The sequence below is a fragment of the Mycobacterium sp. NGS26 genome (assembly GCF_059813025.1).
On the sequence record NZ_JCALDU010000001.1, the window covers coordinates 181,732 to 205,717 of the forward strand.

The following is a 23,986-nucleotide window of genomic DNA, read 5'->3' on the forward strand; positions in this document are numbered from 1 at the left end:
CGCCGCGAGCGTGCACAGAATGCCGCGTTTACCCGCGTGTCGCTGTGCGGACGCGCACGCTCGGCGAAAGGGCGGTCAGGCCGCCCGCGGCGCGTAATCGGTGGTGCGCTGGCGCGCGGGGCGTCCGATGCCCGCGGCGATCGCGGTCAGCTCGGCCACCGTTTTGGCCGACCCGTGTTCCGAGCCGGCCATCCGGGAGATGGTCTCCTCCATCAGCGTGCCGCCCAGGTCGTTGGCCCCGCCGTTGAGCATCACCTGCGTGCGCGTCACGCCGAGCTTGACCCAACTGGTCTGGATCTGGGAGATGCGGCCGTGCAACATGATTCGCGCCAGCGCGTGCACCGCCCGGTTGTCGCGGTGGGTGGGCCCGGGACGGGCCGCGCCGGCCAGGTACAGCGGCGAGCTCTGATGCACGAACGGCAGCGGCACGAACTCGGTGAAACCGCCCGTGCGGTCCTGGATTTCGCGTAGCACGTTGAGGTGGCCGACCCAGTGCCGTGGGCTGTCCACGTGCCCGTACATCATCGTCGACGACGACCGCAGACCCACCTCGTGCGCGGTGGTCACGATCTCGATCCACAGCGACGTCGGCAGCTTGCCCTTGGTGAGCACCCAGCGCACCTCGTCGTCCAGGATCTCGGCGGCGGTGCCGGGGATGGTGTCCAGGCCGGCCTCCCGCAGGCTGATCAGCCACTCGCGGATGCTCAGCCCGCTCTTGGTCACGCCGTTGGCAATCTCCATCGGGGAGAACGCATGCACGTGCATCGACGGCACCCGGGCCTTGACGGCGCGGACCAGTTCGGCGTAGCCGGTGACCGGCAGCTCGGGGTCGATGCCGCCCTGCATGCAGACCTCGGTGGCGCCCGCGACGTGCGCCTCCCAGGCGCGGTCGGCGACCTCCTCGGTGGACAGCGAGTACGCGTCGGCGTCGCCCTTGCGCTGCGCGAACGCGCAGAACCGACAGCCGGTGTAGCAGATGTTGGTGAAATTGATGTTGCGGTTCACCACGAAGGTGACGTCGTCGCCGACCGCGTCGCGTCGCAACGAATCGGCCAGCGCCGCAACCGCTTCCAGCGCGGGACCGTCGGCGGTCGCCAACGCCAGGTACTCGTCGTCGGTGCAGCCGGCGGGGTCACGTTCGGCCGAGCGCAGCGCGGCCAGCACATCGGTGTCCAGGCGTTCCGGCGCTTTGGCGCCTTGCGCGGCGAGCTCGTGCACGTGGGCGCGTATCGATTCCCAATCACCGAACGCGCTGTCGAGGTCGCTGCGGGTTTCGGTGTTGCGCCCCTCGGTGTCGATCGCCGCGTTGAGGTCGATCCGGCCGGCGGACTCGACGTCGTCGGGCTCCTGCCAGGGCATGCCGACCGGGTTGACATCGCGGGCCAGCCCGGTCGCCGGATCGGCCAGCGCCGCAACGTGCCCGCGCACCCGGGGGTCGATCCACGCCGCGCCCGCCTGCACGTATTTGGGCTGCGCGGTCAACCGCTGCACCAGGTCGTATCCGGCCTCGGCGGTGACGGCGGCCAGCTCGTCCAGGGCGGGCCAGGGCCGTTCCGGGTTGACATGGTCGGGCGTCAACGGTGAGACCCCGCCCCAGTCGTCGACGCCGGCGGCCACCAGCGCCAGGCACTCGTCGCGGGACACCAGGTTCGGCGGCGCCTGGATGCGCATGCCGGGACCCAGCACCAGCCGCGCGACGGCGATCGTGGCCAGGTAGTCCTCGATCCCGGCGTCGGGGTAGCCGGCCATCGCAGTGTGTTCCTTGGCCCGGAAATTCTGCACGATCACTTCTTGGACATGCCCGAATTCCTTGTGCGACTTGCGTATCGCGTGCAGGGTGTCGGCCCGCTCGGGCAGCGTCTCGCCGATGCCGACCAGCAGCCCGGTGGTGAACGGAATCGACAGCCGCCCCGCGTCGGTGAGGGTGCGCAGCCGGACGGCCGGATCCTTGTCCGGGCTGCCGTGGTGCGCAAGGCCTTTCGTCTCGAACAGCCGCCGCGACGTCGTCTCGAGCATCATGCCCATCGACGGCGCGACCGGCTTGAGCCGCGACATCTCCGACCAGCTCATCACGCCCGGGTTCAGGTGCGGCAACAGCCCGGTTTCCTCCAGCACCCGGATCGCCATCGCCCGCACATAGGACAGCGTGGAGTCGTAGCCTCGTTCGCCGAGCCAGTCGCGGGCCTCCGGCCACCGGTCCTCGGGTCGGTCCCCCAGCGTGAAAAGCGCTTCCTTGCAACCGAGTTCGGCCCCCCGCCGGGCGACGTCGAGGATCTCGTCGGGCTCCATGTACATGCCGGCGCCCCGGGCCCGCAGCCTGCCCGGCACCGTGACGAACGTGCAGTAGTGGCAGCTGTCGCGGCACAGGTGGGTGACCGGGATGAACACCTTGCGCGAATAGGTGATCGGCAGCCGGCCGCCGGGGCCGCGGCGCCCGGCCGACTCCAGGCCCGCGTCGCGCACCCGCGCGGCGCTGGCGCACAGGTCGGCCAGGTCGGCGCCGCGCGCGGTCATCGCGACGGCCGCCTCGTCGATGTTCAGGGCGACGCCGTCGCGGGCGCGCCGCAGCACCCGTCGCAGCGCCGACGGGCTGGGCGCCGAAATGGCCGCAGCCGGAACGACAGGGCTTGGCAAAGCGGTGGACTCCGGAGTCAGCGGCACGTTGGTGTAACTTCCCCACGATCGAATTTCATCCGCGCGTCCCAACAACAGTAGCCCCAGGCCGCGCCCGGCCCGCGCCCGCGGTCCCGGCGGGAAACCCCATCGCCCGTCAGCGCCGCAGGCCGTACCGCCCCAGCACCATTACCGGCGGCACGACACCCAGCACCAGCAGTATCAAAGCCCCGTAGGCCATCAGCCCCTTGCCGCCCAGGATGACGTCGTCGGCGGGACCGCCCATGCTGATCGCCGCCACCGTGAGCAGCCACGTCCACAGCGGCAGCGCGGCCACCCGCGGCGACGTGGTCCACCGCCCGGCGGCCCAGACCAGGGCGGCGTTGACCAATCCGCTGATCAACCCGCTGATGGGAAACGGGATGGTGCCGATATAGATCGGCAGCAGCAGTGCCCCGGCCAGGGCGGACAGCACCCCGTCGACAGCCAGGAGCGCCAGGACGACGACGCGAATTGCGGGGTCTGTGGTGCCGCTGTCTTCGACGGACGCGGCGCGCGGTTTCGTTTCGGTCAGGTCGGGACGCTGTCGATATTGGAGAGGATGGAGCCGATAACCCATTGCAGGCTGTCCAGCCGGTCCTGCCAGTGCTGCAGGTTAGGGTCCAGGTCGGGGTCCATGCGAAGTCCTTCCGTGGCTGCCTTGTCGCAGCCTACCGCGTGCCGGATCCGTTGAGACCCAGTCCCGCGAGCAGATCCGTCTCCCAGCCGCGCTCGTCGCGATCCCCCGCCGTGCCCGCGACCAGGACGTAATGCTCGTCGGCCAGGATCGGCAGCGCCATGTTGTTCGACAGGGCGCAGGCCCGGCCGGTCGGGCCGACCACCACCTGGGTTTCGTGCGCGGCGAGCGCCGCGGTCTTGGCAGCGAGGGCGCCCGGGCCGGCCTCCACCACGGCGTCGATGTCGGAGTCCGGATAGCCGAAGTCGAACTCGTCGGCGGGCGGGATCGTCCACCCGGGCAGCAGGTCGTCGCGGCTCAGCGCCCGCCAGCCCGCCGTGAACGCGTTTTCCGCGATGACCGACCAGTAGAACTTCGGCACCGTCCACGGCTCGCCGGGGTAGTCACCGGTGCCGGCGGCGGCCACCGCGGCCGTGGTGACCGCGTGGGTGTGGACGTGATCGGGATGCCCGTATCCGCCGTTGGGGTCGTAGGTCGCCACGACGTGCGGGCGCCGCTCGCGAATGATGGCGACCAACGCGCCGACCGCCTCGCGTTCGTCGGCGTCGACGAACCTCTGCTGTCGCCGTGGCGCGGTCCCGGCCATCCCGGAGTCGCGCCAGCGGCCCGCACCGCCGAGGTAGACGGGCCCGGCGACGCCGAGCGCGCGCAGCGCCGCGGTCAGCTCGCCGACCCGGTATCCGCCGAGTTGGTCCGCGTGGTCGACGGCGAGCCGGGCCCAGCGGTCGCCGATGACCTCGCCCTCCTCGCCGAGGGTGCAGGTGACCACGCTGACCTGCGCGCCGCGGGCGGCGTAGTGCGCGATGGTGGCCCCGTTGCTGAGGCTCTCGTCGTCGGGATGCGCATGAACGAACAGCAGCCGCGGGGTCTCGGGCATTAACGCACCCTACCCGCGGGCCGATTCGGCGACCGTTCCTCGGCGTTAGCGCAGTGGATAGGAACGCGTGCGGCTACTATCGAGAAATGCCGCAGCTCACACAGAAGAACGGCAGCCGAAGCCGCCGCAGGGGCGAGGTCCTCGAACGCGCGCTCTACGAGGCCACGCTGGCCGAACTGACCGAGGTCGGATACGGCGGGCTGACGATGGAAGGGATCGCGGCGCGCGCCCACACCGGCAAGGCCGCGCTGTACCGCCGCTGGGCCACCAAGTGCGAGCTGGTGCACGCCGCGCTGGTCTTCGCGCTGCCGCCGGTGCCCGAGCCGCGCTCGGGGCGCTCCCCCAGGGAAAACCTGCTGGCGATGTTCACCGCCCACCGCGACATGCTGGCCGGCAAGACCGCCTTTCCCGGCCTGGACATCATCCAGCAGCTCCTGCACGAACCCGAGATGCGTGCCATCTTCGCCGACGCCGTGGTGGCCCCGCGCCTGAAGATCGTCGAGGCGATCCTGCGATCCGCCGTCGACTGCGGCGACATCGACCCGGCCACCGTCACGCCGCTGACCGCGCGCGTCGGGCCGGCGCTGATCAACCAGCACTTCCTGCTCACCGGGGAACCGCCGAATCGGCGAGAGCTCGCGCTGATCGTCGACACGGTGATCCCGCCCCGAGCGACGCAGGCACCCGCCGGCTAACAGCCCACCGGCGAAAAGCCTTGTCAGGGCCCGGTTTTGATCCACTGCCCGGCGTCGCCGACGATGCCGACCGGGACCGCGCCGGACAGGCTGACGTTCTGCACGCTGGGCCCCGCCGCGACGATCGTCGTGTCCTGCAGGATCGGCAACACGGTCGACATGTTCCACAGCCGCGGTTCGACGGCCGTGATCACGTCGTTGATGCTCTTGGTGCCGTTGAGGGCGGCGTCGATGTTCGACTGGATGCTGCGATCGCAGATCCCGGTGAGGTTCGACGGGGCCTGCAGCAGCGCGCCGGGGTCGGGCGGGCGGCTGGGCGGGGTCGACGTCGGCGTCGTGGCGGGGGTGCCGGGCCCGGCGGGTTGCGGCGGGGCGGCGGGTGAGGGAGCCGGAGCGTTGGCGGTCGGCACCGCCGTCGCCTCCAGCCCGGGGCAGCCGTAGCGCGAGGCCAGCAGGGTCGCCAGGTTCCCGCCCGCCGGGTGCCATCCGACGATCGCGTCCACCTCGTTGTTGTTGAGCGCGTCGCGGTACAACTTCACCGGGTCCAGCGCCAGCACCGTCGCGGCGATGCCGACGTTGCGCAGCTGGTCGGCGGCCGTGTTGGCCACCGCGACCGCGGTCCCGTCATTCGCCGCCACCCCGATGACCAGCGACAGCTGCTGGCCGTCCTTGCTGATCCGGCCGCGGATGACTTCCGGCGGCCCGGTGCTCGCAGGCGGCGTCGCGCTGGGCGGCGGCGGCACCGGTGACGCCGACGTGCTGCTCTCGACCTGGTATCCGGACGCCGTCAGCAACGCCAGCGCCGCCGGCGTCGTCATCGCGGGCGGCGCCGTCGGCTCGTAGCCGGGGTCGCTGGGCGACCGGATCTGGGCCTGGTCCAGCGTGACGGTGTTGTCGCTGCCGGCGCCGACGGCGGCGAGCAGGTCGACGTCGAGCAGCCCCAGGATCGCCTTGCGGACCTGCGCGTCGGCCAGCTTGGGCACATTGGCGCGCAGCGTCAGCTGCATCACCCGCGGTGTCACGATCCGCGCGGTCCGCACGTCGGGAATGGCGGACAACTGCGCGAACGCCGCGGACCCGCCGTGCACCTGGGCCACCTGGGTGTCGCCGTTGCGCACCGAGTCGGCCAGCGCCGCCGGGGCCCCGGCGCGGCGGAACAGGATCAGCGCCGGCTTGGCCGGCGGGCCCCAGTAACGGTCGTTGCGGGCGATCAGGATCTCGTCGCGCTGCGGGTCGATGTTCTCGACCCGGAACTGCCCGCCGGTCACGGGCAGCGCCCGCGCCAGCCCGGCGGCGAAACCGCCCGGCACGTCCTTGACGATGTGCGCCGGCAGGATGTTGCTGAACAGCTCCTTCCACGCCGGGTAGGGCTGCGCGAAGGTCACCACCGCCTGTTTGCCGCCCTCGAGCGACTGCACGCCGGTGATGAGGTCGTACCCGGCCGGGTCGACCACCCCCGGCTGGCTGACCATCTGGTGCCACAGGTACCAGAAGTCGTCGGCCGCGATCGGGGCGTTGTCGGTCCACTGCGCCTCGGGCCGGATCTTGTAGGTGACCGTGAACGGGTTCTGGTTGGTCACCTCCGCCGACACCAGCAGGGTGGGATCCATCTCCCAGCGCGAACCCGTCGGCGTCCCGGGATCGGGCACCGGCCGAAACGCGCTGGGCAGCACCAGCGCACTGATCGCGGCGTTCACCGGGGACAGGTCGGACAGCAGGTGCGGGTTGAACCCGGCCCCGATCGAGTCGATGCCCATGATGATCTGGGTGGGCCGCTGCGGCGGCGGCGGCGAGTTGTGGGGCGTATCGGTGCTTTGCGGCGCCGGCGGGGGGCTGACCGTGCACGCCGCAACCGCAAACCCAATCACCGAGACCACACCGACCATCGTGGAGCCGACCCTCACGAAGAAGCGGCGTGGTCGTCTCGGCACGCCCAACAGGGTATCGAGCACCCGCACAGCAACGCGCCCGACCACGCGCGGCCTAACCCCTGGCCTTCGCCCGCGCCCGGCTGCGCGCCCGGGCGGTGGCGTCCAGCTCGACCTTTCGGACCCGCACCACCTCGGGGGTCACCTCGACGCATTCGTCGGGCGCGCAGAACTCCATGGCCCGCTCCAGGTCGAGCTCGAGCGGCTTGGCCAGCGTCTCGATGACGTCGGCCGTCGACGACCGCATGTTGGTGAGCTTCTTCTCGCGGGTGACGTTGATGTCGAGATCCTCTGGGCGCGGGTTGATTCCGACGACCATGCCCTCGTAGGTCTCCTGGCCGGGCTCGACGAAGAACTGCCCGCGATCGGCGAGCTGCAGCAGCGCGAACGGCGTGATGGTGCCGGACCGGTCGGACACCAGCGACCCGGTGTGCCGGGCCCGGATCTCCCCCGCCCACGGCCGGTACCCGTCGAACACGGCGTGGCCGACGCCGGTGCCGCGGGTCTCGGTGAGGAAGTCGGTGCGCCAGCCGATCAGGCCGCGGCTGGGCACGACGAAGTCCATGCGGACCCAGCCGGTGGTGTGGTTGGCCATCTCCACCATGCGGCCCTTGCGTGCGGCCATCAACTGCGTGACCGCCCCGACGTACTCCTCCGGGCAATCGACCGTCATCGCCTCGAACGGCTCGTGCAGCCTGCCGTCGATGGTCTTGGTGACCACCTGCGGCTTGCCCACGGTCAGCTCGAAGCCCTCCCGGCGCATCTGTTCGACGAGCACGGCCAGCGCCAGCTCGCCGCGGCCCTGCACCTCCCACGCGTCGGGCACGCCGATGTCGACGACGCGAATCGACACGTTGCCCACCAGTTCTTGGTCGAGCCGGTTGCGCACCATCCGCGCGGTCAGCTTGTGGCCGGCCACCTTGCCGGCCAGCGGCGAGGTGTTGGTGCCGATGGTCACCGAGATCGCCGGCTCGTCGACGGTAATGCGCGGCAGCGCAACGGGATTCGTCAGGTCGGCCAGGGTGTCGCCGATCATGATCTCCGGCAGGCCGGCGACGGCGACGATGTCGCCGGCGACGGCCTCGTCGGTGGGGCTGCGTTCCACCCCCTCGGTGGCCAGCAGCTCGGTGATCTTGGCCGTGGCGGTGCCCCCCTCGCGGATCCACGCGACCTGCTGGCCCTTGCGGATGCGCCCGTTGTAGATGCGGATCAGCGCCAGCCGGCCCAGAAAGCTCGACGCGTCGAGGTTGGTGACCAGCGCCTGCAGCGGCGCGTCCGGGTCGCCCTTCGGCGGCGGCACATGCTTTTCCAGCACCGCGAACAGCGGGTCCAGGTTGGTCCCGTCGGGAACCTGGCCGTCCGGCGGCCGCGTGGTGCTGGCCACCCCGGCCCGCCCGGACGCGTACAGAGTGGGCAGGCCCAGGGCGTGCTCGGCGGCCGCGGCCGCCTCGTCGTCCAGGTCCGACGCGACGTCGAGCAACAGGTCGTGGCTGGCCTCGACGACCTCGTCGATGCGGGCGTCGGGCCGGTCGGTCTTGTTGACGACGAGGATCACCGGAAGGTGGGCGGCCAGCGCCTTGCGCAGCACGAACCGCGTTTGCGGCAGCGGGCCCTCGGACGCGTCGACCAGCAACAGCACCCCGTCCACCATGGACAGGCCGCGCTCCACCTCGCCGCCGAAATCGGCGTGCCCCGGGGTGTCGATCACGTTGATCACCGTCACGGTCCCGTCCGGGTCGTGACGGTGCACGGCGGTGTTCTTGGCCAGGATGGTGATGCCCTTCTCCCGCTCCAGGTCGCCGGTGTCCATCACGCGTTCCTGTACCTCGCCGCGCTCGTGCAGCGCGCCGGACTGCCGCAGCATCGCGTCGACCAGCGTGGTCTTGCCGTGGTCGACATGGGCGACGATGGCGACATTGCGGAATGGCACGTCGGTGATTCTGGCAGCGGGGGCGTCAGATAGCGAACCGGCCCAGCGGCGTCACCAGCCGCGGCGGCGCGGCACCGAGCCGACCAGTTCCGGTTTGTCGGCCACTTCCCGGCTGCGGTACACGATGTAGGGCCGGAACAGGTAGGCGATCGGCGCGCTGAAGGCGTGCACCAGGCGGGTGAAGGGCCACAGGGCGAACAACGCGAGCGCGATGAACACGTGAATCTGGTAGTAGAACGCCGCGTGCGCCATCAGGTCCCCGCGCGGGTCGAGGATCCAGATCGACCGGAACCAGACGGACACCTTCTGCCGGTAGTCGTGCAGCTCGCCGAAGTGGGTGGCGCCGGCGAGGGTGCAGCACATGCCCGCCACCAGCGCGCACCCCAGCACCACGTACATCAGCTTGTCGTTGCGGCTAGTGGCCAGGTAGACCGGCGCGTTCTTGCGCCGCCGGTAGATCAGCAACCCGATGCCGAGCAGGGTGGCGAACCCGGCGGGCACGCCGAGCAGCAGCGCCTGCAGGTGATAGATGTGATCGCTCATCCCGGCCGCGCGCGTCCAGGATTCCGGGATGAACAGCCCCATGACGTGGCCCATGATGACCGCCAGGCTGCCGAAGTGGAACAGCGGGCTGCCGATCGACAGCAGCTTCGACTCGTAGAGCTGCGACGAGCGGGTGGTCCAACCGAACTTGTCGTAGCGATACCGCCACCAGGTGCCGACCGCCGCGATCGACAGCACGACGTAGGGCACGTCGTCCCAGAAGATCTCGAGCAGTTTCATGTGGACCAAAGTCAGCCTCTTTCGGTGCGCTTCGGCGGGACGGTCAGGGTAAACGGTTGCAGCCCAACGGCTTCCGCGGGGGGACCGGCCTTCGCCAGCCGTTCCGCGCGGCGCGCGTCCTGATCGGTTGCGGCGGGCAGCGTTTCGCACACCGCCGCCACGGCGTGCCGGTAGGGCGACTCGGCGTCGATCAGCGCCCCGTGCAATACGTCGATCGGGACCCGGTGCGCGATCAGCAGCCGCCGGCCCGCCCCGGGGTCGACGGTCGCGGCGAACTCCAGCACCACGGGCAGGTGATCCGGCGCCTCCTTGCGCGGCGGCTCGACCCCGGCGTCGCGGTAGGCGGTGGCAAAGGCCAGCATCTCCCTGCCGCGGTTGCGGGTATCCCCGGCGGTCCAGTACGTCAGGTACATCGTGGCGCGGCGCCGCATGTCGAAGGTCTCGACGTAGTCGGCCGCGGCGGTCATCAAATCGCGGGCACGCAGCGCGGTGAGCGTTTGTTCGAGCAGTGGCGCCGCGGGCCCGTCGACGTGTCGCAGCAGCGCCTCGACGGTGTCCAGCCGTTCGGGCTGCCCCTCGTCGGGATAGGCCAGCAGCAGCGACGCGGCCTGCCACACCAGCCGGTCCTGCAGCTCCCGGGACGCCGCGCGCTCCCGGGTGCCGGACAACATGCCGGGCAATCTCATCGCTACACCGAGTCCTGCCGGTGCGAATCCGGGAACAGGCCCGCGGGCACGCCGTTGCCGTCCCAGTTGAGCAGGTTGATCCTGGAGCGGCCCCCGCCGCCGCGCGCCGCCGCGCCCCCGTCCCCGCCGGCCTCGCCCATCTGGCGCTGCTGCAGCGCGTGGAAGGTTTCCACGGCGACCGGCACCGGGGCGCCGCTGCCCTCCCCGAACGGGCCGGATTCGTACATGCCCGGTCCGCCCTCGAACGACAACGAGCACCCCATCTCGTCGGCCGTCGCGGCCGCGGCGGGCACGTCCGCCACATACGACGTCGGAATCACATAGCGCTCTTCGTATTTGGCGATGGCGAGCAGCCGGTACATGTTGTAGATCTGTTCCTCGGTCATCCCGACGGCCTCGGGGATGTGCGGTTGCGTTTCGCGGCCCAGGTTGATGTCGCGCATGTAGGAGCGCATCGCGGCCAACCGCTTCAGCACGCCCGCAACCACTTCGGAATCGCCCGCGGTGAACAGCTCGGCCAGGTATTGGATGGGAATGCGCAGCGCCTCCAGGGCGCCGAACAGATTGCCCAGGTCCTCCCCGTCGTGGCCGTCGTGGCTGACCGCGTCGACCACCGGCGACAGCGGCGGGATGTACCAAACCATCGGCATGGTCCGGTATTCCGGATGCAGGGGCAGCGCCACCCGGTAGGTGTTGATCAGCGCGTACACCGGTGACCGCTGCGCGGCCTCGATCCACTCGGTCGAGATGCCCTCGGCCCGCGCCGCGGCGATCACCCCGGGATCGTTGGGGTCCAACAGGATCTGGCGCTGCGCCTCGTACAGGTCGGTGTCCTTTTCCACCGACGCCGCCTCGAGCACCCGGTCCACGTCGTAGAGCACCAGCCCCAGATAGCGCAGGCGCCCCACGCAGGTTTCCGAGCACACCGTCGGCAGCCCGACCTCGATGCGCGGATAGCACAGGGTGCACTTCTCGGCCTTGCCGGTCTTGTGGTTGAAATACACCTTCTTGTAAGGACATCCGGACACGCACATCCGCCAGCCGCGGCAGCGGTCCTGATCGACGAGCACGATGCCGTCCTCGGTGCGCTTGTACATCGCGCCCGACGGGCACGACGCCACGCACGACGGGTTCAGGCAGTGCTCGCAGATCCGCGGCAGGTAGAACATGAAGGTCTCTTCGAGCTTGAGCTTGACCTCTTCGCTGACCTTCTTCAAAACCGGGTCGTTGGGCACGATCTCCGGCGAGCCCGCAAGGTTGTCGTCCCAATTCGATCCCCAGGACACCTTCATGCGCTCGCCGGTGATCTGGCTTCGCGGCGCGGCGGTGGGGAACGTGTCACCGGCCGGGGCCTGGGTCAGGTTCTCGTAGTCGTAGGTCCACGGCTCGTAGTAGTCGTCGATGGTGGGCAGCTTGGGGTTGGCGAAGATGCGCAGCAGCTTGTGAATTCGGCCGCCGTCGCGCAGCCGCAACCGGCCCTTCTTGTCGCGTATCCAGCCGCCGCGCCAGCGGTCCTGGTCCTCGTAGGTGCGCGGATAGCCGACGCCGGGGCGGGTTTCGACGTTGTTGAACCACACGTACTCGGTGCCTGAGCGGTTGGTCCACGCCTGCTTGCAGGTCACCGAGCAGGTGTGGCAGCCGATGCATTTGTCGAGGTTCATCACCATCGCCATCTGCGCCATGACTTTCATCAGTAGTGCACCTCTTGGCTGCGGCGGCGCACCACGGTCACCTCGTCGCGCTGGTTGCCGGTGGGACCCAGGTAGTTGAAGGCGAAGGCGTGCTGACCGTAGCCGCCGGCCAGGTGGCTGGGCTTGATCCGCACGCGAGTCAGCGCGTTGTGGTTGCCGCCGCGCTTGTTGTTGGTCTCGGTGCGTGGCGTGTCCACCGTGCGTTCCTGCACGTGGTAGACGAACACCACCCCGTCGGGCATCCGGTGCGAGACGATCGCCCGGCACACATAGATGCCGTTGGCGTTGATCGCCTCGACCCAATCGTTGTCGCGCACTTTGATTTTCGCCGCGTCGCCGGGGCTCATCCACATCGTCGGGCCGCCACGCGACAGCGACAGCATGTACAGGTTGTCCTGGTAGGTCGAGTGGAACGACCACTTCGAGTGCGGCGTCAAATAGCGCACGGTGAGCCCGATTCCGTCGTCGGTCGGGCCCAGCTCGGGCTGGTCGAACAGCCGCGCCATGTCCAGCGGCGGCCGGTACACGGGCAGGTGTTCGCCGAGCTCCTCGACCCAGTCGTGGGCGAGGTAGAAATGCATCCGCCCGGTCAGGGTGTGGAACGGCTTGAGGTGTTCGATGTTGATCGTGAACGGCGCGTAGCGGCGCCCGCCCGTCTCGCTGCCGGACCACTCCGGGCTGGTGATCACCGGGACCGGGCGGGCCTGGGTGTCGGCGTAGGTGATTCGCCTTTCCTCGCTGCCCTCGGCCAGGTGCGCCAGCCGCTGCCCGGTGCGCTTCTCCAGCTCGAGGAAACCCTCGACGGCCAGCCGGCCGTTGCACGTCCCCGACAGCGTGAGGATGACGTCGGCCATTCGCGCGGCGGTGGTGATCGCCGGACGACCCGCCGCCGCACCGGAATTCATCACGCCGAACTTCGCGGCCAGCTCGCCGATCTCGCGGAACGGATGGACGGTCACACCCTTGACCGTCATGCCGAATTGGTCGACGAGCGGTCCCAGCGTCACCCACTTGTCGTAGATCGCGGTGTAGTCCCGCTCGACGACGGTGAGCTTGCTCATCGTCTTGCCCGGCACCGGCACGTCGTCGCTGTGTAGCCAATCGCGTTCGGTGCCATCGGGATACGCCATCGCATCCGGCGTGTCATGCTGCAGCGCGGTCAGCACGACGTCGTTGCGCGTGCCGAGATGCTGCCGGGCCATGCCGCTGAAAACGCGGGCGATCGCGCCGAATGCCTCGAAGTCCGAACGGGTTTCCCACGGCGGGTCGATCGCGGGGCTGAACGCGTGCACGTAGGGGTGCATGTCGGTGCTGGACAGGTCGTTCTTCTCGTACCACGTCGCCGCGGGCAACACCACGTCGGACACCAGGGTCGTCGACGTCATCCGGAAGTCGATCGACATCATCAAATCGAGCTTCCCCTCGGGAATCTCGCCGTCGCGGGCCACATCGGTGGGCAGTACGCCGGCGGCCTTGGGCTCGGCCTGGATGTTGGAATCCGTGCCCAGCAGATGCTTAAGGAAGAACTCGCCGCCCTTGCCCGACGAGCCGATCAGGTTGGACCGCCAGACGCTGAGCACCCGCGGCCAGTTCGCGGGATCGTCGGGATCGGTGATCGCCAGCTTCAGCTTGCGTTCGGCGAGCTGCTCGCTGACGTACTCGGCGACGTCGCGCCCGGCCTGCGCCGCCTCGTCCGCGACGTCGAGACTGGACCGGTCGAACTGCGGATAGAACGGGCTCCAGCCCATCGCCGTCGCGGACGCCATCACGTCGATCGTGTGCCTGCCGTCGAACCTGCCCCGGCCCAACGGGCTGGCCAGCTTGGCGGCCCCGTAGGAGTCGTAGCGCCACTGGTCGGTGTGGACATACCAGTACGAGGTTCCGGGCACCTGGCGCGGTGGCCGCGACCAGTCGGAGGCGTTCGCCATGGTCTGCCAGCCGGTCAGCGGGCGCACCTTCTCCTGCCCGACGTAGTGGGCCCAGCCGCCGCCGTTGCGTCCCATCGACCCGGTGAGCATCAGCAGCGCGAGCACCGAGCGGTACATGACGTCGCTGTGGAACCAGTGGCAGATGCCGCCACCCATGATCACCATGGACCGGCCGCCGGATTCCTCGGCGTTGCGGGCGAATTCCTTGGCGACGCGGATTGCCTGCGCGGCCGGCACGCCGGTGATCGGTTCCTGCCAGGCCGGGGTGTTCTGCTGGCTGGGGTCGTCGTAACCGGTGGGCCATTCGCCCGGTAGCCCGTCGCGCCGCACCGCGTAGTGGGCCAGCATCAGGTCGAACACCGTGCACACCAGGTGCTTGCCGACCCGGCGCACCGGCACGCCGCGTCGCACGGTCTCCCCGTGGCCGTCGATGGTGTCGAAGCTGGGCAGGGTGACCAGTTCCGCGTCACCCGCTCCCTGCATGCTGAGCGCCGGCACCACCGGCCCCAGGTCGAGGTTCCATTTCCCCACGCCGTCCTCACCGAACCGGAATCCCAGCGAGCCGTGCGGCACGATGACCGCGTCGGTGACCTCGTCCACCAGGGCGGGTTTGAACGCCGCGTTGTCGACCTCCTCGCCGATGTCGGCCGCGGTCAGGAACTTCCCGGGCACCAGCGAGTCGCCGCGGTTTTCCAGCTTGATCAAAAACGGCAGGTCGGTATAGCGGCGAACATAGTCGATGAAGAACGGAACCTGCTGGCGCACATAGCATTCCGAAAGGATCACGTGTCCCATCGCCATCGCCAGCGCGGCGTCGGTACCGGCGGCACACCGCATCCACTCGTCGGCGAACTTGGTGTTGTCGGCGTAATCCGGGCTCACCACAACGACTTTGGTGCCGCGGTAGCGGGCCTCGGCCATCCAGTGCGCGTCGGGGGTCCGGGTGATCGGGACGTTCGAGCCCCACATCATCAGATACGACGCGTCCCACCAGTCCCCGGATTCGGGCACGTCGGTCTGGTCGCCGAACACCTGCGGCGAGGCCACCGGCAGGTCGGCGTACCAGTCGTAGAACGACGTCATCACCCCGCCGAGGAGCGTTACGAACCGCGAGCCCGCGGCGTGGCTGACCATCGACATCGCCGGGATCGGCGTGAAGCCGGCGACCCGGTCCGGGCCGTACGTCTTGATGGTGTGCACATGGGCCGCAGCGATCATCTCGGTGGCCTCGGCCCAGGTCACCCGGACCAGCCCGCCCTTGCCGCGTGCCTGCTGGTAGCGCCGGCGGCGCTCGGGGTCGGCCTGGATGTCGGCCCACGCGAGCACGGGGTCACCCAGGCGAGCCTTGGCCTCGCGGAACATCTCGACCAGCACGCCCCGGGCATACGGGTAGCGCACCCGGGTGGGCGAGTAGCTGTACCAGGAGAACGACGCGCCCCGGGGGCAGCCGCGCGGCTCGTATTCGGGCCGGTCCGGCCCCACCGACGGGTAGTCGGTCTGCTGGGTTTCCCAGGTGATGATCCCGTCCTTGACGTAGATCTTCCACGAGCACGACCCGGTGCAGTTGACCCCGTGGGTGGAGCGGACGACCTTGTCGTGGCTCCACCGGTCGCGGTAGAACACGTCGCCCTCGCGGCCGCCCTGCCGGGTGACGGTGCGCAGGTCGGCCGAGAACTCGCCGGGGGTGAAGAAGCGCCCACTGCGCTCCAACAGCTCCTCGAGCGGTCCACCAATGTGAGGTGTGACGGTCAAACGGTAAACCCCCTACTCAAAACGGCGTCGCGCCTCGCTGCCGGGTTCGAACGGGTTCGAGCCCCTTGCTTTGTGTTCCGGGCCGCGCCGGCGGCCCGCCCCGGGCAGCGGTCGAGCCTCACGGATCGCCCATCACGGTAGGTGCCGGATGACAGTCCTACCACACCATCCACGCGGAGCCTGTGAGTAACAATTGGTGCCATCAACGTGGGGGTTCTGTATTCGCGTATGCCGGACCACGGCGTGGAAACGGGGCCCACGCCGTCGGGACAACCATCGCGATCGCTACCGGCATGCAAATCGAGGTTAGGGTCTGTTTTGGGTTGTTAGCTTCCAGTTTCACGCGTGTCAGCTGCAATGGCGCTGTACGTTCCCTGGTGAAAAACTGTGGACTTTGTCCGGAGCTGCTCAGAGCGCTCGAGTTAGGTCCGCCAGCCAGCCGCGGTCGGCCGGCACCCAGTCGACGTCGTGCAGTTCGGCCGCCGTCACCCAGCGCAGCGCCCGATGGTCACGCGGGTGCGGTTCGCCGCGAATCAGCCGCACGCGGTACGCCCGCAGCGTCGTCGCGCCGTCCAACCGAATGTCGTCGCCAAGGCGGTCGCCGACCGCGACGTCGCGGGCGTCGAGGCCCAGCTCCTCGGCCAGCTCACGGGCCAGCGCGGCCCGCTCGGTCTCGCCGGGTGCGACCTTGCCGCCGGGCAGCTCCCAGCGGCCAGCCAGCTCCGGCGGCCGGACGCGCTGGGCCACCAGGAGGGTCGAACCGGCGATGACGGCCCCGGCGACGACGATCTGGGTCGGCATGGCCAGTGACGGTATACCGTCTCCGCGCCGACGGCTGGCTAGCTGAGGTTGTGCTTGCCCGGGTTGGCGGCGAGACCCGCCAAGATCCCCTGCTCCAGTTGTCCCGTCATCGTGATGGGCGGAGCCGCCTGCGGGGAGCCGCAGCTGAGGGCGGCAAATGGGTTCGGGTCGGGGCTGGCCGGCTTCACGTCGGCGCCGGCGGGCGCTGCGCCGGCGACGCAGGAGCCGAGAGCAATGGCGGCGCTGACCAGAAGCTTCGCGATCGCGTGGCGGTTACCAGTCAGCATGTCGTCCTCTTCCCTTGTGTTGAGACGGTACTCCCCGTATGCACCTGTAGCCACCACGATTTCGCGTCCTTACTTGGTGTGCAACGCGATTGGCCGATCACATAGGCGGTTCATGCTTTTGACGGTTCGGAGCGGGCCGGCGTTCCCGGTGCCCAGAGTATGTTCGGGGTATGGCTGTGTTAACGGATGAACAAGTGGACGCCGCACTGCCCGACCTCGACGGCTGGGAGCGCGCCGAGGGCGCCCTGCGCCGGTCGATAAAGTTTCCGAGCTTTTTGGCCGGCATCGACGCGGTGCGTCGGGTGGCCGAACACGCTGAACGCAAGGATCATCACCCGGATATCGATATCCGTTGGCGGACAGTGACTTTCGCGCTGGTGACGCACTCGGAGGGTGGCATCACCAAGAACGACATCGAGATGGCGCGCGACATCGACCGCATCATCGCGGACTGACCGGCCCGTCGGGCGCGGCGGTTCGCCTACCGGCGGCGGCGACCCAAACCAGGGTCGCCATCGCGGCCACGATATAGACCAGCCCGGCCCAGGCCAGGTACCACGGGCGGCCGATTTGCCAGATGGTCGGCTGCGCGAAGCTCAGCAGCCAGGGCACGCCGATGATGGTGAGCGCCAGCCAGCCCCAGCCGACGAAGGGCGCGCCGGCGCTCCGGTGTAGCGGCCCGTGAATGGCCCAGATCATCAGCGGCACCAGCCACACCCAGTGATGGCTCCACGAGATCGGCGAGAGCAGCAGTCCGAACAGCTCGACCACCAGCAACTTGCCCAGCCGGTCGGAGGGATCCAGCGCCCGCCACGCCAGGACGGCCAGGACCGCCGTGACGGCAATGGCGGCCAGGACCAGCGGACCGAAGCCGGCGTCGTGGCCCAGGATCCGGGAGATGCCGCCGCGCCAGGATTGATTGAACGACGTGGCGATCGGCCCCACCCGATGCGCGTCGCCGAGCAGGTCGGTGAAGTAGTAGCGGGCCTGATCGCCGACGACGAGCAGCGATATCCCGACGGTGGCAAGGAACACGACCGCCGACGTCACGGCGGCGCCGAAGCGCCGGACGCCTAGCAGGTAGACGCCGGCGATCGCCGGCGTCAGCTTGATCCCGGCCGCCACGCCGACCAGTAGGCCCGCCAGCCACCCCCGCGCGGTGTAGGCGGCCCACAGCACCGCGACCATCAGCAGCACGTTGATCTGCCCGTAGTCGAAGGTGCTGCGCAGCGGCTCGATCCAGATGGTGATCGCCGTCCATGCCATCGCCGCGCGGCGGCTGGTGCCGCCGGGATCGGCGCTCGCCCCCATCAGCCGCTGGCTGATCCGAACCGCGCCGTAGAGCGCCGCGATGGTCGCGACCTGCCACAGGAAGGCGACCACGCCGAACGGCAACAGGTGCAGCGGGTAGAAGACGACGGCCGCGAACGGCGGATAGGTGAACGGCAGCGGGAAGTCCGGCGTCTGATCGGCGTAGGTGTAGCTGTACAGGGTGCCGGGGTGGTCGATGGCGGCCGCGCCGCCCAGGTAGACGTGCAGGTCGACGAAGTTTGCGCCGTGGGGCGTCAGGTATGTCCAGGCGAGGCGCGCGGCGACGCTGACGACGAGCAGCGCCGGCGCGGCCGCGCCGAGCAGGCTCGCCAGCCGCCGGGTGGCGGGCGCCGCCGGGGCGGCCGTGGTGTCGATGGTGGGGTCTATCTGCCCGACTTTAGCGATCGCGGCCTTGTCGACCGGCGCCGCATCACCGCCGTCACTCGGATCCGTAACGATCAAATAAATGCCACACGTGTCACTTGAGTCACACCAGCATCAAAGTACCTTCGGGCCGGGACCTTGTCGTCGAACACCAGGGAGAATCATGCCAACCATTTGGACCTACTTGCGGGCCACCGCCGTCGTGGTCGGTTCGTCCGCCGCGCTACTGACGGGCGGTATCGCCCATGCCGACCCCGTGCCGGCTCCGGACGTGCAGAACATTCCGCAGCAGCTGATCGCTTCCGCGGCCAACGCGCCGCAGATTCTGCAAAACCTCGCGACCGCCCTCGGGGCGACCCCGCCGGCCGCGCCGGCGGCTCCCGGCATCACCTTTCCGGGACTGACCCCGGCCGCGGCGGCGCCCGCGGCTCCCGCGGCCAGCTCCGCGATCCCCGGGCTGAGCTCGATTCCCGGACTGGCACAAACGGCGCCGGTGGCCCCCGCCGCGCCGGCGGCCCCGACGGTTCCGGGCCTGCCCGTTTCGATCCCGGGCGTGCCCGCCACTCCGGCGGCTCCGGCCGTGCCGGCGGCTCCGGCGGCGAGGGTGAACATGCCGGCGCTGCCCGGCCTGCCGCTGAATGTGCCACCGCAGATCTCGCTCCCGACGGATCTGCAGGCGCTAGCCAACGGCGGCGTCCCGGGTGCACCGGCCGCGCCGGCCGCGCCCGCACCCGCGGCGCCCGCTCCGCTGACCGCGCCGTCGCTGCTTTCGGCCCTGCCCTGAGCCGCGAAATAGACAGCTAGCCCAACTAGGACTGGAGAACATCGTGGCAAGCACTTGGAACCTGTCCAAAGGTTTGGCCGCTGTCGTCACGGCATCGGCGGCCGCGTTCGGGCTCTGCCCGAGCGCGGCCGCCGACCCGGCGGCGCCACTGCCGACACCGCAATCGAACTCCGCTCAGCAGCTGCCGGGCCTGCCGGCGCTATCGCAGCTGAGCCCGATAATCCAGCAGGCGGCGAGCAACCCCGGGCAAGCGACGCAGCTGCTCATGGCCGCCGCCCAGGCATTCACCCACAACCCGACCGCACCGACCGAATCCAAGAACGTGGCCGCGTCGGTGAACCAATTCGTCCAGGAGCCCGGCGCACCGCTTCCCGGCGCGCCGGCCGCGGCACCCAACGGCGTCACCCCGCCCGAGACCGGACCGGTGCCGCACGTGCCACCGGAAGGCCTGGTGCCGGGTGTGCAGGCGCACCTGCCGACGGGCATCGATCCCGCGCACGCGGCGGGGCCCGCGCCGGTGGCGGCGCCCGCGCCGACGCCTCCGGCGCCGGAGGCCGCTCCAGCGCCGACACCGGAACCCGCCGCGGCCCCGGCGCCGGAACCCGCGCCGGCCGCCGCCGCGGCGGCACCGGGTTTCGGCCCTGACGCCCCGCCCACGCAGGACTTCATGTATCCGTCGATCGGCACCAATTGCCTTGCGGACGGCAGCAACGCGATCGCGACTGCGCTGTCGGTGGCGGGGCCGGCCAAGATTCCGCTGCCGGGTCCCGGGCCGGGCCAGACCGCCTACGTGTTCACGGCCGTCGGCACCCCCGGACCCGCCGAGGTGCAGAAGCTGCCGTTGAACGTCACGTGGGTGAACCTGACCACGGGCAAGTCGGGGAGCGTCACCCTCAAGCCGCGCACCGACATCAACCCGGACGGTCCGACCACGCTGACCGCGATCGCCGACACCGGGTCGGGCAGCATCATGTCGACGATCTTCGGGCAGGTCACCACCAAGGAAAAGCAGTGTCAGTTCATGCCCACCATCGGCTCGACGGTGGTGCCGTAGCACCGCTTTCCGGCGCCGTCTGGCGCGAACGTGCGCAGTTGTACGCCCGGCGCGGCTGTCATCGGGCGAACACGCACGCTCGCGCCGAGGGTGGGCGCGTCAGTAGGCCATGAACAGGATGGCGTCGCGGTCGTACTCCAGGCCCGGATGAGCGCTGGCAAGGTGGGCCTGGGTCAGTTCGACCAACTCGTCCTCGTCCTTGCCGACGATGGCTTCGCCGCACGGGCACGTCAGGTGTGTCTTCACGTTGCCGCCTTTCCCTTCGCTGCTGCCTTCATCTGCTTCTTGTGGGATCGCACCTGTCCAAGCGAACGGGCGTCGACGATATCGGCGACGGATAGGTAGGTGCCGGGCTTGCCGAAGTCGCCGGCCGCCGCCCGCCACCCCGTCGGCGTCACGCCGTACTGCTTGCCCAGCAACGCCAGGAAGATCTTCGCCTTCTGCTCACCGAAACCGGGTAGGCCCTTGAGCCGCCGCAGCAGCTCCTTGCCGTCGGGGTCGCCGGCGGTCCACAACCCGGCCGCGTCGCCGCCGTAGCGGTCCACGATGATCTGAGCCAGGGCCTGGATCCGCTTGGCCATGGACCCCGGAAAGCGGTGTATCGCAGGCCTTTCCGCGCACAGCGCGGCGAACTTGTCCGGGTCGCAGACGGCGATCTCCTCGGCATCCAGGCCGCCCATCCGATCCGCGATCTTCTTCGGCCCGGCGAAAGCGGTCTCGAACGGCACCTGCTGATCCAGCAGCATGCCGACCAGCAATGCGAACGGGTCGTCATCCAGCAACGCGTCGGCGGCGGGATCCTGGGCGAGCTTCAACCTCGGCACGCAGGTCAGTCTAGACTGCGCTGCGGCAGGCCGTTTCAGGCGATTACGCCGTGACGTCGACGACGCGGTAAAGCTCACACGGCGCGGAGATGCCCTTCAGCGTGTGCGTACCGCGTGCCTCGAGCGTGATTCCGGAAGCGGCGAGAAGGCTTCTGACGGAGGAAGAAACGACCACCTCCGAGCCTTCGGCCACACCCTGAACCCGCGCGGCCTGATGCACGGTCAATCCTGCGACGTCATCGCCGCGTGTCTCGATCTCGCCGGTGTGCAGCCCGGCGCGTATCTCGATGCCGAGCTCGGTTCGGATGCGATCGGTTAGCGCCCATGCGCACCGGACCGCGCGGCTCGGGCTGTCGAACGTTGCCAGCAGTCCATCGCCCGTGCTCTTCACCCAGCGGCCTCCGCAGATGCCGATCTCTATCCGGCTTAGGTCGTCGTGGCGGTCCAAGAGGTCGCGCCATGCCGCGTCACCAACTCTTTCGGCGTTCACGGTCGAGTCGACAATGTCGGTGAAGAGAACCGTTGCAAGCTTCCTTGAGTGATCGGCATTCGGACTCGTGCCGGTAAGGAATTCCTCTATCGCGTCGAGGTAGACATCCTGGGCGCCGAACCAGGGTGCATGGTCGCTGGTAGGCAGTTCCAAGAATCGTGCACCCACAATGTGGTCGGCCAGATAGCGGCCGCTGCGGAACGGGACCACACGATCCCGGCGGGCATGCATTACGAGGGTGGGCGCGTAGATGGAAGACAGCACGTGGCGGATGTCAAGTTGCGTGTTAATCCGCCCGAACGGAACGACCTATGAGCGAGATATGGACTCACGTTCATATCGAGCCGCCCAACGCCGGAAGCCCGGCTGGCCGGCCATGGACGGGGCGGCAAGCCTGACCGCGAAGTCGCCCGTGCCCCAGATCCATGACGCGAGCCGGAGTCTTCGCAGCTGCTGCCGCAGGGTAGGTGCCCAAGGATGATCCTCACGACGCACCCAGCTCGCAAAGGTGCCGCTGAGAATCAAACCCTCCGTTCGCTCCGGATACGTTGCGGCAAAGAATGCCGCCATCGTGCCGCCCTCCGAGACTCCGGCGATGACGGCTCGATCTACGCCTTCTGCCTGCGCGACCGCAACGAGGTCCTGAACTCGCGCGTCAAGTGACGGCGGCGGAATATTGCGATCCGACGTGCCTGTGCCTCGCTTGTCGAACGTAAGGACGCGGCAGAAGGATCCGAGCCGTTCGAAGAAGGCCGCGGACCGCGGGTTTTCCCATATCACGTCGATGTTCTGCGCGAACCCGGGAACTCCAATGAGCGTTCGCTTTCCCGAGCCGTAGGTCTGGTAGCCGATGCGCACCCCGTTCACCTCGACGTGGCGGGTTTCGGGACGAGCGAGGGTCACGTCGCTGACTCTAAATGTCCGCTTACGCGCTGAGCGCGAAGCCGCACAGAACATCGTCGAAGCTGGCAGCCAGTGGTCGACTGAGCAGTCACCCGAAGGATCCCCGCCGGCCTGTGTTGGAATCGTGGCATGACGCATCCGGAGCCCTTGACCATGCCGCTCGAAGAGGCCATGCGCACCCAGCGTGCTATCCGCCGGATCAAGAGCGACCCCGTCGACGACGCGCTGGTGCTACACCTCCTCGAACTCGCGATGAAGGCGCCCACCGGTTCGAACGCGCAGAATTGGGAGTTCATCGTCGTCAAGGACCGCAAAGTCGTCGCGCAACTCGGCCAATTGAATCGCCGCGCCTTCAACGTGTACAGCGCGATCGGCAAACGCGTGCTCGAGCGCCGCGGCGACGACAAGATGCTCCGGGTACTGAAGGCCGCCAGATGGCAGGCGGACCACTTCGACGACATTCCCGTCGTCGTCGTGGCATGCCTCAAGGGTGTTATCCCACCCTGGCCGTCGGCGGCGACGAGCAGCGCCTACGGTTCCATTTTTCCGGCGGTGCAGAACCTGTTGCTGGCGGCGCGTGCGGCCGGGCTGGGCGCGGCATTGATCACCCTGCCGCTGTGGAACAAGCTGCTGGCGAGGCGAGCCCTGGGGCTGCCGTGGAACGTCACTCCGTGTGCGGTGATCCCGCTGGGCTGGCCGATCGGCAAATACGGTCCCACGACGCGCCGGCCGGTCGGAGAGCTCGTCTCGCTCGACAGATACGGCAATCGGGCTTTCCTGTAGGTCGGCCCTAAATCGGGTTGCGGCGCAACGGATTACGAAACACTATCCGCTCTTGCGGCGGAATTCCCGGCGGCTCTCGACCGGGCCGTGCGCGCGCGGCTGCTTGTCGCCGCCGTTCTTGTGGTCGGATCCGCCCGCCGACTTGGCCTTCTTGCGGTCGAGCGCTTCGCGGAACTTGCGCTTGGTGTCGTCCTCTTGCCGCGCGTCCGATTCAGCCATGACGGCAGCCTAACCCGGACAGCCCGCGCCTGGCTCGTCGTTTTACCGCTTACCCGGCGGCATGCCGTACACGTGCGAGACCCGCAGCGTCAGCAACACCCGCCGGTCGGTGACCATCGCCTCGCGGAACTCGTCCCAATCCGGATGTTCGCCGGCGATGTCGCGATACAAGGCGACCAGCCCCTCGACGGTGTCGTCGTCGGGCGCGGCCGCCGGGGCCGTCAGTTCCGCCGTGCCCTCCGCCACGGCGTAGGACCATCCGTCGTCGGCATCCACCAGCAGCGACGCCCGCGGGTCGCGGCGCAGGTTTCGGGTCTTGGCCCGCGGCTCGGCGATCGATACCCGCACGGCCAGCTCGCGCGGGTCGAAGTGGTAGCCCACGTTGGACAGCTGTGGGCGCCCGTCGCGCTTGATCGTGGCCAATACCCCGAGGGAGTTCCCACTGATCACGGCCAACAGTTTGTCGTCGAAGACTTGGCGTCCCATGCCGAAAGCCTACGTCGCGCGCCCGGCGGGGCACCGCCCGT

23 protein-coding genes are annotated in these 23,986 nt (G+C 69.2%); 5 read left to right on the forward strand and 18 right to left on the reverse strand.

Features of this window, described 5'->3' with window-relative positions; translation table 11 throughout:
- Window positions 1-75 precede the first annotated feature (75 nt).
- The 3 genes from AC5Y6X_RS00835 to mshB form a co-directional block, all read right to left on the reverse strand.
- Window positions 76-2,661, reverse strand: coding sequence for a bifunctional FO biosynthesis protein CofGH (locus AC5Y6X_RS00835; RefSeq protein WP_499983567.1), 2,586 nt, complete (start codon window positions 2,659-2,661; stop codon window positions 76-78).
- A gap of 109 nt (window positions 2,662-2,770) precedes the next feature.
- Entirely contained in the window at window positions 2,771-3,232 is a 462-nt protein-coding gene (locus AC5Y6X_RS00840) for a hypothetical protein (RefSeq protein WP_499983572.1), read from the reverse strand.
- 91 nt (window positions 3,233-3,323) lie between these two features.
- Window positions 3,324-4,226 (reverse strand): N-acetyl-1-D-myo-inositol-2-amino-2-deoxy-alpha-D-glucopyranoside deacetylase, encoded by a 903-nt coding sequence (gene mshB, locus AC5Y6X_RS00845; protein WP_499983578.1) that lies wholly within the window; start codon window positions 4,224-4,226, stop codon window positions 3,324-3,326.
- An 86-nt stretch (window positions 4,227-4,312) separates the two neighbouring features.
- Between mshB and AC5Y6X_RS00850 the strand changes: the two genes are divergently transcribed.
- The gene (locus tag AC5Y6X_RS00850) at window positions 4,313-4,921 is read left to right on the forward strand and encodes a TetR/AcrR family transcriptional regulator (protein WP_324676539.1); all 609 of its coding nucleotides are present in this window, start codon (window positions 4,313-4,315) and stop codon (window positions 4,919-4,921) included.
- Between the two features lie 23 nt (window positions 4,922-4,944).
- Here AC5Y6X_RS00850 and AC5Y6X_RS00855 read toward each other — a convergent pair whose 3' ends face one another.
- The 8 genes from AC5Y6X_RS00855 to AC5Y6X_RS00890 all read right to left on the reverse strand — a co-directional run bounded on the left by AC5Y6X_RS00855 (window position 4,945) and on the right by AC5Y6X_RS00890 (window position 16,707).
- Window positions 4,945-6,858, reverse strand: a complete 1,914-nt coding sequence (locus tag AC5Y6X_RS00855; RefSeq protein ID WP_499985155.1) for an ABC transporter family substrate-binding protein — start codon at window positions 6,856-6,858, stop codon at window positions 4,945-4,947.
- A 46-nt stretch (window positions 6,859-6,904) separates the two neighbouring features.
- Window positions 6,905-8,779, reverse strand: a complete 1,875-nt coding sequence (gene typA / locus AC5Y6X_RS00860; protein ID WP_499983582.1) for a translational GTPase TypA — start codon at window positions 8,777-8,779, stop codon at window positions 6,905-6,907.
- Window positions 8,780-8,830: 51 nt separating this feature from the next.
- Entirely contained in the window at window positions 8,831-9,562 is a 732-nt protein-coding gene (narI, locus tag AC5Y6X_RS00865) for a respiratory nitrate reductase subunit gamma (protein WP_499983588.1), read from the reverse strand.
- An 11-nt stretch (window positions 9,563-9,573) separates the two neighbouring features.
- Entirely contained in the window at window positions 9,574-10,248 is a 675-nt protein-coding gene (narJ, locus tag AC5Y6X_RS00870) for a nitrate reductase molybdenum cofactor assembly chaperone (protein WP_499983590.1), read from the reverse strand.
- 2 nt (window positions 10,249-10,250) lie between these two features.
- Window positions 10,251-11,939, reverse strand: a complete 1,689-nt coding sequence (narH, locus tag AC5Y6X_RS00875) for a nitrate reductase subunit beta (protein ID WP_499983593.1) — start codon at window positions 11,937-11,939, stop codon at window positions 10,251-10,253.
- On the reverse strand, window positions 11,939-15,619 hold the full coding sequence (locus tag AC5Y6X_RS00880; RefSeq protein ID WP_499983597.1) for a nitrate reductase subunit alpha: 3,681 nt from the start codon (window positions 15,617-15,619) through the stop codon (window positions 11,939-11,941). The genes narH and AC5Y6X_RS00880 overlap by 1 nt, the downstream gene beginning before the upstream one ends.
- A gap of 408 nt (window positions 15,620-16,027) precedes the next feature.
- Window positions 16,028-16,420: a (deoxy)nucleoside triphosphate pyrophosphohydrolase gene (locus AC5Y6X_RS00885; RefSeq protein ID WP_499983599.1), complete on the reverse strand. Its 393-nt coding sequence runs from the start codon at window positions 16,418-16,420 to the stop codon at window positions 16,028-16,030.
- Between the two features lie 38 nt (window positions 16,421-16,458).
- Window positions 16,459-16,707 carry a hypothetical protein gene (locus tag AC5Y6X_RS00890; protein WP_499983601.1) on the reverse strand — a complete coding sequence of 83 codons (249 nt, stop codon included), beginning with the start codon at window positions 16,705-16,707 and terminating at the stop codon, window positions 16,459-16,461.
- A 170-nt stretch (window positions 16,708-16,877) separates the two neighbouring features.
- Here AC5Y6X_RS00890 and AC5Y6X_RS00895 point away from each other — a divergent pair, with 170 nt between their 5' ends.
- Window positions 16,878-17,162: a 4a-hydroxytetrahydrobiopterin dehydratase gene (locus AC5Y6X_RS00895; RefSeq protein ID WP_499983603.1), complete on the forward strand. Its 285-nt coding sequence runs from the start codon at window positions 16,878-16,880 to the stop codon at window positions 17,160-17,162.
- Here the strand turns inward: AC5Y6X_RS00895 and AC5Y6X_RS00900 are convergent.
- Window positions 17,149-18,477 (reverse strand): mannosyltransferase, encoded by a 1,329-nt coding sequence (locus tag AC5Y6X_RS00900; protein WP_499985156.1) that lies wholly within the window; start codon window positions 18,475-18,477, stop codon window positions 17,149-17,151. The two genes, AC5Y6X_RS00895 and AC5Y6X_RS00900, sit on opposite strands and share 14 nt — an antisense overlap.
- Window positions 18,478-18,565: 88 nt before the next feature.
- Between AC5Y6X_RS00900 and AC5Y6X_RS00905 the strand changes: the two genes are divergently transcribed.
- Window positions 18,566-19,186, forward strand: coding sequence for a hypothetical protein (locus tag AC5Y6X_RS00905; protein WP_499983606.1), 621 nt, complete (start codon window positions 18,566-18,568; stop codon window positions 19,184-19,186).
- Window positions 19,187-19,229: 43 nt separating this feature from the next.
- The gene (locus tag AC5Y6X_RS00910; RefSeq protein ID WP_499983608.1) at window positions 19,230-20,240 is read left to right on the forward strand and encodes an Rv1157c family protein; all 1,011 of its coding nucleotides are present in this window, start codon (window positions 19,230-19,232) and stop codon (window positions 20,238-20,240) included.
- 99 nt (window positions 20,241-20,339) lie between these two features.
- Here AC5Y6X_RS00910 and AC5Y6X_RS00915 read toward each other — a convergent pair whose 3' ends face one another.
- The 4 genes from AC5Y6X_RS00915 to AC5Y6X_RS00930 are packed head-to-tail and all read right to left on the reverse strand — an operon-like array spanning window position 20,340 to window position 22,457.
- Window positions 20,340-20,486 (reverse strand): hypothetical protein, encoded by a 147-nt coding sequence (locus tag AC5Y6X_RS00915; protein WP_007776396.1) that lies wholly within the window; start codon window positions 20,484-20,486, stop codon window positions 20,340-20,342.
- Complete coding sequence (locus AC5Y6X_RS00920; protein ID WP_499983611.1) at window positions 20,483-21,064, reverse strand: HhH-GPD-type base excision DNA repair protein; 582 nt, start codon at window positions 21,062-21,064, stop codon at window positions 20,483-20,485. The genes AC5Y6X_RS00915 and AC5Y6X_RS00920 overlap by 4 nt, the downstream gene beginning before the upstream one ends.
- Window positions 21,065-21,107: 43 nt before the next feature.
- Window positions 21,108-21,818, reverse strand: a complete 711-nt coding sequence (locus AC5Y6X_RS00925) for an adenylate/guanylate cyclase domain-containing protein (RefSeq protein ID WP_499983614.1) — start codon at window positions 21,816-21,818, stop codon at window positions 21,108-21,110.
- A gap of 45 nt (window positions 21,819-21,863) precedes the next feature.
- A complete protein-coding gene (locus tag AC5Y6X_RS00930) occupies window positions 21,864-22,457 on the reverse strand; it encodes an alpha/beta fold hydrolase (RefSeq protein ID WP_499983615.1) in 594 nt (197 codons plus the stop codon).
- Window positions 22,458-22,586: 129 nt separating this feature from the next.
- On the opposite strand from AC5Y6X_RS00930, the gene AC5Y6X_RS00935 reads away from it, so the two are divergent.
- On the forward strand, window positions 22,587-23,240 hold the full coding sequence (locus AC5Y6X_RS00935) for a nitroreductase family protein (RefSeq protein WP_499983617.1): 654 nt from the start codon (window positions 22,587-22,589) through the stop codon (window positions 23,238-23,240).
- Window positions 23,241-23,282: 42 nt separating this feature from the next.
- Here AC5Y6X_RS00935 and AC5Y6X_RS00940 read toward each other — a convergent pair whose 3' ends face one another.
- Entirely contained in the window at window positions 23,283-23,459 is a 177-nt protein-coding gene (locus tag AC5Y6X_RS00940; protein ID WP_499983619.1) for a DUF5302 domain-containing protein, read from the reverse strand.
- Window positions 23,460-23,501: 42 nt separating this feature from the next.
- The gene (locus AC5Y6X_RS00945; RefSeq protein WP_499983620.1) at window positions 23,502-23,945 is read right to left on the reverse strand and encodes a PPOX class F420-dependent oxidoreductase; all 444 of its coding nucleotides are present in this window, start codon (window positions 23,943-23,945) and stop codon (window positions 23,502-23,504) included.
- Between the last annotated feature and the right edge of the window lie 41 nt (window positions 23,946-23,986).